This is a genomic window from Kitasatospora sp. NPDC047058 (assembly GCF_040643935.1).
GTDB lineage: Bacteria > Actinomycetota > Actinomycetes > Streptomycetales > Streptomycetaceae > Kitasatospora.
This window is the reverse complement of sequence record NZ_JBEYVJ010000556.1, coordinates 1-3,848: the sequence shown is the minus strand read 5'-3', so window position 1 is coordinate 3,848 and position 3,848 is coordinate 1. Positions and strand designations below refer to the sequence as shown.

Here is a 3,848-nt window from a genome sequence, read left to right as displayed (position 1 = left end):
TCTCGCAGGTGGCCGACGACCGCCTCGGGTGGGCACTGCGCTACACCAACCCCGCCGGGGCCGAGCGCATCGCCGCCGAACTCCCGCACCGCCCGTACGCCGCACAGCCCGCACCCCTCGTCGAGCGAAAGGCCGAGATGTCACTGAAGGACTCCGAAGAGGCCGTCTCCGACTACCTGGGCCGCAACGCCCACGTGTCCACCGTGGCGGCGTTCGGGCAACAGCACACCTCCGTGTCGATGTACAGCGCGACGACGGTGGTACGGGCACCGGAGTCGGTGGTGCGGGGCCGGTGGAGTCCGGCCGTGCACGGCTTCGTGGGCGAGGAGCTGCTGCTCAACCACCGCCGCAGCGGCCGGGATCTCGGCATGCAGCTGGGGGTCTCGCGGTTCTACGGCCACGACGCCGTCCTCTCCAGCGCGCACAGCGACCTCCAGGAACGGCTGGACGGGGCGGTCGCCCTGCCCGGGCACCGGCGGCTGCGTGCCGGCCTCACCACCGCGGTGGCCGCGCGGCGCAGCGGGCGGGGTTTCTCCGGAAAGCCCGCCGCCCTGGACGAGTTGGCGACCGTCCTGTGGCACGCGCAGGGCGTCTCGGGGAGTCTGCCGGTGCCCACCGCCCAGGACGGCGACGCCGCGGTGGCGCTGCGCAACGCCCCCTCCGGCGGCGGCCTCTACCCGGTGCGGCTCGCGGTGCTCGCCCAGCACGTGAAGGGGCTGGCGCCGGGCGGGTACGAGTACCAGCCGCACAGTCACACGCTGCGGCCGCTCACCGCGACGCCGTCCCCGGTCGACCTGGGCCGGCAGCTGTTCACGGCGGACGTCGAGCTGGACAAGGTCGCCTTCGCGCTGGTCTACGTCTACGACCTGTACGCCAACTCGCAGAAGTACGGCGACAGCGGGCTGGTCTTCGCCCTGATCGAGGTCGGCGGGATCTCCCAGAACGTCCACCTGGCCCGGACCGCGCTCGGCATGATCGGGTGCGACCAGGGCGGGTACGACAAGCAGACCCTAGAAAAGACGCTCGGCTGCGACGGCACGTCGCGCCATGTCGTCCACCTGACGCTCCTCGGACACGGAGAGGCCTGATCCATGACCGTCGCACCGTCCGAGCCGGGGATCGTCCTGGCGACGTCCGTCCGGCTCCTGGCCGTCGAGCCGGGGGTCATCCGGCTGCGCTGGGGCATCTGGAACTTCTCCGAGGTCAACGTCGACCTGCGGGCGGAGTCCCCCGCGGTCCGGACCGCGATGACCGGGCTGTTCGAGACGCTGGCCGCCGGCAAGCCGGCCGACGGGTCGTTCGCGGAGGCCGTCGACCTGACGCCGGTGGAGCGGGCCAACCTCCGGCTGGCCGTCAACGAGCTGCGGCAGGCCGGTTTCCTCGCCCACGACCGCCCGTCCGAGCACGGCGCGGAGATGGCCCGGGCCCTGCTGGGCAACCTGGACCTGTACGGCGCCGGCGAGTCCGTCGACGCGACGGTCGGCTTCGCCGCCGATTCGCCCAGCGCCGCCGCCTACCTCGCCGCCCAGGCGGAGGCCCTCGGCGTGCCGCTGGAGCCGCTTCCGGCCGACTTCCTGGACGGGCTGCGCAGCGCCGACCTGACCTCCGGGATGGGCGGTCTGGCCGCCGCGGACGCGCTGAAGCGGCTGAGTGCGGCCGTCGGGCACTGCGACTCGCTCGTCGTCCACCTCGGCCAGGCCTCGATCCTGACCCTGCGCAACCTCAACCGGCTGGTCTGCCACCTGGAGAAGCCGGTGGTGGTCGGGCTGGTCGAAGGGCCGTTCGCGACGGTCGTCGGTGCCGAGAGCCCGCGCACCGGCTGCCTGGAGTGCTTCGAACAGCGCTCGCTCGCACGCCTGGAGGACCACATCGGCTACCACGCCTTCGTCGGGGCCGGCGCGTCCGGCGGCACCGGCCGGGCCAACGGCGTGGAGTCGCTGATCTGCGCGCACCTGGTGAACGAGGCCGTGCTGCTGCGCTCGCTCGGGACCTCGCGGTTCCTCGGCCGGGCGCTGAGCGTCTACCTGCCGACGTACGAGATGCAGGCGCAGGACGTGCTGCGCATCGGGACGTGTCCGGCCTGCGGTCACGTGGCCCGGGACATCGTGCGCGAGATCAACTTCAGCAGCCGGGTCGTCGTCGACCGCCACGTCCGCGAGGCGCTCGGAGGGGGCCGATGAGCGGCATCCCGACCCGCGGCCATCCGGGGATGGCCGAGGCGCTCGCCCGGTACGGCCGGATCGGCGGCAACCAGGGCGGGATCCTGCCGGGCATGCTGGTCTCGGTCGCCGCGATCGACGGCGAGCCGTACCTCCGGTCGGCCACCGCGGCGATGCCGCAGTACCACCGCCTGGCGCTGGGCGACCCGCACCTGCAGATGCAGTACCACCTCGCCGGCTACGGGTCCACCAACGAGGAGGCGGTGACCCGGCTCACCGGCGAGTCGGTGGAGCGGTACGCGGCGATCATGGCGATGCCGCTGTTCGCGGACCGGATCGAGCACGCCTCCTACCGTGCACTGTCGTCCCGGCACCGCTGCCTGCCGCTGGAGCTGCTGGGCATCTTCGACGCCGAGCAGCAGCGGCTGCTCGCCCGGATGATGCACCGCTACTCGCCCGAGCTCCCCACCGAGGACGACGTCATCGCGTGGATCGCCTGCCCGTCGCTGACCCGGCCCGGGGAGGAGGTCTACCTTCCCGCGCAGCTGGTGTTCCTCGGCTTCCGCAGCGACGCCCGGGCCGGCGACAAACTGTTCACCCCGTCCTTCTCCACCGGGACGGCGGCCCACGTGTCGTTGGACAAGGCGCTGCTCGGGGCGCTCGTCGAGGCCGTCCAGATCGACGCCTTCGTCCTCAACTGGTACACCGGGGCCGCGGCGCCGCTGATCGACCTCGACGAGGACGGCCGGGAGCTGCTCGCGGCGGCCGGGCTGGCGCCGGACGGACCGTACGAGGTGCGGGCGAGCTACCTCACCCGGCCGGACCTGCCGTTGCCGAACATCGGGGTGACGCTGGTCCGCCGGGACGGCAGGCTGCCGTACATCGCCTTCGGGCTGCAGGCGGACCCGCAGCCGCGGCAGGCGCTGCTGCGCGGGGCCGCCGAGGCGACCGCGATCCTCGGCATCGGCATGTTCAGCACCGTCTTCGACCTGCCCAACGTGCATTTCGCGCAGGCGAGTTCGGCGTACACCGACCTGGACACCAATGTGCTGTACTTCGCCGCGCCCGGGGACGCCGAGCGCAAGCTGGCCGCGGTGGAGAGCAGGACGGCCGGGCGCGTGGACTTCGCCGGTCTGCCCGGCTACGCGGCCGACGACGGGTCGGCGATCCGCCGGCTGCTGGCCGAGCTCGCCGGCGTCAGCGAGTGGGCGGGCTACCTGGACATCACGCCGCCGGAGCTGGCCGACACGCCGTGGCGGGTGGTGCGGGCGGTGATCCCGGAGCTGCTGAGCATGTGCCTGCCCGGGTTCCCTCCGAAGGGCCACCCGCGGATGCTGAGCCATGGGGGTGTGACCCATGTGGTCCCACACCCGCTCCCTTGAGTGCCTGGTGCTGGCGGCCACCGTCGCACCCGCCGAACTGGTGCGCGTCGCAACGGCGTTCGGCCCCGCGGCCGGCGGGACGGCCGGTTCAGCAGGGGCGAAGGAAGGGCCCGGCGCCGGACGGGGCCGGGCGGCGTGGTTCGCGCTGTTCGGCGCCCCGGCGGCCTACCTGGCGGTGACCGGCCTGGCCCTCGCCGTCGCGGCGGCCGGCGGAGCGTGCCGGCGTGGCCGACCTTCCGCGTCCCGGCCAGCCACCGGAGCTTGGCGACCACCCCGTGCGAGGTGATGCCCTCCGGCTTGTCGACGA

Annotated in this window: 3 protein-coding genes and 1 pseudogene; 3 read left to right on the top strand and 1 reads right to left on the bottom strand. The window is 73.4% G+C overall.

The window, feature by feature from the left end:
• The 3 genes from ABZ885_RS37345 to ABZ885_RS37335 all read left to right on the top strand — a co-directional run.
• Nucleotides 1-1,088 (top strand): SagB/ThcOx family dehydrogenase (locus ABZ885_RS37345; RefSeq protein WP_360199055.1); only part of this gene is annotated, 1,088 nt, incomplete at its 5' end.
• A 3-nt stretch (nt 1,089-1,091) separates the two neighbouring features.
• Nucleotides 1,092-2,180, top strand: a complete 1,089-nt coding sequence (locus ABZ885_RS37340; RefSeq protein ID WP_360199053.1) for a hypothetical protein — start codon at nt 1,092-1,094, stop codon at nt 2,178-2,180.
• A complete protein-coding gene (locus ABZ885_RS37335) occupies nt 2,177-3,541 on the top strand; it encodes a YcaO-like family protein (protein WP_360199051.1) in 1,365 nt (454 codons plus the stop codon). Before ABZ885_RS37340 ends, ABZ885_RS37335 begins: the two co-directional genes overlap by 4 nt.
• A 212-nt stretch (nt 3,542-3,753) precedes the next feature.
• On the opposite strand, the pseudogene ABZ885_RS37330 reads toward ABZ885_RS37335, so the two are convergent.
• Nucleotides 3,754-3,848 (bottom strand): annotated as a pseudogene (locus tag ABZ885_RS37330) (tRNA pseudouridine(55) synthase TruB); the annotation flags it as partial.

What these genes read in the sequence shown, in the direction of transcription:
- ABZ885_RS37340 (WP_360199053.1), top strand. Translation starts at nt 1,092, where the DNA reads ATGACCGTCGCACCGTCCGAGCCGGGGATCGTCCTGGCGACGTCCGTC.
- ABZ885_RS37335 (WP_360199051.1), top strand. Translation starts at nt 2,177, where the DNA reads ATGAGCGGCATCCCGACCCGCGGCCATCCGGGGATGGCCGAGGCGCTC.